This is a genomic window from Paraburkholderia sp. Ac-20347, from assembly GCF_017104805.1.
GTDB classification, from domain to species: domain Bacteria; phylum Pseudomonadota; class Gammaproteobacteria; order Burkholderiales; family Burkholderiaceae; genus Paraburkholderia; species Paraburkholderia tropica.
The window spans coordinates 1-2,498 of record NZ_JAAGPN010000512.1 but is presented as its reverse complement, the minus strand read 5'-3'; the positions used below and the strand labels follow the sequence as shown (position 1 = coordinate 2,498).

The 2,498-nt window shown below is 57.8% G+C and carries 2 protein-coding genes; both read right to left on the bottom strand.

All coding sequences use genetic code 11. The annotated features are described in order from the left end of the window. Positions 1-70: 70 nt before the first annotated feature. Positions 71-880, bottom strand: coding sequence for an IS21-like element helper ATPase IstB (istB, locus tag G3N97_RS38185; RefSeq protein ID WP_205997909.1), 810 nt, complete (start codon positions 878-880; stop codon positions 71-73). Further along, complete coding sequence (gene istA / locus G3N97_RS38180; RefSeq protein ID WP_205997908.1) at positions 870-2,387, bottom strand: IS21 family transposase; 1,518 nt, start codon at positions 2,385-2,387, stop codon at positions 870-872. Before istA ends, istB begins: the two co-directional genes overlap by 11 nt. Positions 2,388-2,498 lie beyond the last annotated feature (111 nt).

Here is a 2,498-nt window from a genome sequence, read left to right as displayed (position 1 = left end):
TGTTGATTTGCAGTAGAAACTGACCCACTTTTTGCATCTAAAACTGACCCACCCTCGTGGCGCAGAATCATCACTCCTGCGCGCCAACTTCTTCGTCTTTTACTGTCTTAGGTGAGGTTTTGCGGGACGTAGTCCGCTTTGTGGGTTGCGCTGCTGTGCTGTTCTTGAAGCGCCATGAATCATTCCCTGTTTCCACGATATGGCAGTGATGCGTGAAGCGGTCAAGCAGAGCAGTAGTCATCTTCGCATCGCCGAACACGCTCGACCACTCGGTGAAGCTAAGGTTCGTTGTCACAACGATGCTTGTATGTTCGTAAAGCTTTGAGAACAGGTGGAACAGTAGTGCGCCGCCGGTCTGGGTGAACGGCAGGTAGCCGAGTTCGTCAAGTATGACGACGTCTGCATACATCAGCCTGTTGGCGATTTGCCCCGGTTTTCCAGCTGCTTTCTCTGCTTCGAGTTGATTTACCAGTTCAACGGTAGTGTAGAAGCGCACGCGTTTTGCGTGGTGTTGCACGGCTTCGATGCCTAGCGACGTAGCGAGATGGGTTTTGCCTGTGCCTGGCCCGCCGATGAACACTACGTTCTGCGCCGATTCACAGAACTTTAACGTGTGGAGCTCGCGCACGAGCGGCTCGTCCGTGCTGGCCTGTTCGAAGTCGAAGCCAGCGAGGTCGCGATGCGCTGGGAATCGCGCGGCGGTCATCTGGTAGTTGATGGACCGAACCAGCCGCTCGGCAGTCTCGGCTTTTAGCAGCATCTGCATAAACTTCTCCGGTTCAAACTCGTTGTGCCGTGCCTGGGCGACCAGCTCTGGCCACGCCTGCGCCATGCCATGGAGTTTGAGCGATTTGAGTTGCGCTGCGGTTTCATTCGACATGACCATCCTCCTTGCGTGGAGTGCGAAGCTTTTCGTACCGGTGGACGTCGGCGAGCGGTTCTATCTTCAGCCGTAGCGAAGTCTGTACGCCGTCGGAGCTGCGAGACGCGGGGCTTTTCAGGCGGGCAAGGATATTCAGTACATGCTCGGCACTTGGCCTGCCAGATTCGAGAGCCAGCTCCACGGCAACCAGCACCGCTTCCAGACCATGCACAGGCGTTGCCGATAGCACCTGCACCATTACGCGGTCGCCTCCCACCTGTCGGAGCAGGTGACGCTGAAGCCGCTGCATTGGCTCGGGCATTGTGAGGAACGGGGCTCCGTTTCGTAGGGAGCCTGGCTTGCGGGCTACAAGACTGATGTAGTGCGTCCAGTCGTAGAAGGTCAGGTATCGGTCGAAGCTACGTGCATGACGCGCAATCTCGTTGCCATCGGCGACGACGCTGATATACGCCGGATACGTTCGCAAACTCACGACATGATTTGCGAACTCCGTTGGCACGCTATAACGGTTGCGCTGGAAGTGGATGAGGCTTGTTGACGACACGCGAACGGGCTGCTCAATGTAGCCGTCGAACGGCTTGGGGCATTGCATCAGACGCGGGCGTTCGTCCTGCAACGCGTCTGCTACCGTCAGCTCGGGCCATTGAGGATGACGAAGCTCCTGCCACGCATGCCGGCAGCGCTCGGCCAGCCAGACGTTCAGAACATCAAGTGACTCCCACCGGGTGCGGATTGCCTCGTGCCAGATGTGACGACGACGGTCCTGAACGTTCTTCTCGACGATGCCTTTTTCCCAGCCTGCAGCGCGGTTGCAGAACTCGGGTTCGAACAGGTAGTGGTTGCACATCGAATGGAAGCGAGCGTTTATGGCGCGCTCCTTTCCTGGCCCCACCTTGTCCACGGCGGTTTTCATGTTGTCGTAGATGCCGCGTCGGGGTATGCCGCCGAACGCGGCGAACGCCCGCGCGTGCGCGTCGAACAACATTTCGTGACTCTGCGTGTGATAGGCGACGAGCCAGAATGCGCGACTTGCGGCGAGCTTCGTGTGTGCGACTTCTATCCGGCGTCGTAGGCCACCGATGAAGACGTATTCGCAGCTCCAGTCGAACTGGAATGCCTCGCCATATTCGAAAGCGAGCGGTACGAAGGCTCCTCGTAGAGCGCCTTCATCGCGGTTCTGCTTCCAGTTGCGGATGAACGCACAGACACGGTCGTAGCTGCCATCGTATCCAGCAGCCCGCAAATCGGCGTGCATCTGCTTTGCCGAGCGCCGCTCGCGCTTCGGCCTTCGCGTATCAGCCAGTAGCCAAAGACGCAACTGTTCCGACCATGGGTCGACAACGCTGCTGCTTTCTCGCTTCGGATACTTCGGCTCACCGGTTGATGAAGGCTCACGCAACCATCGCCGTATGGTGTTACGGGACAGGCCAGTACGCCGGGATATGTCCCTGAGCGGGACGCCATCGCGGAAGTGCATCCGCCGAATCTTTGCCAACATGCTCACCGTAATCACTCCGGTTCTCCTGCTTGGCGTCCAAGCAGGCATTGAACATGTGGGTCAGTTTTCGATGCAAATTTCTAGTGGAAGTGGGTCAGTTTTGCACGCACCTCAACA

Excerpts from the sequence above, each read along its gene's own strand:
- istB (WP_205997909.1), bottom strand. The coding sequence starts at position 880 with ATGTCGAATGAAACCGCAGCGCAACTCAAATCGCTCAAACTCCATGGC.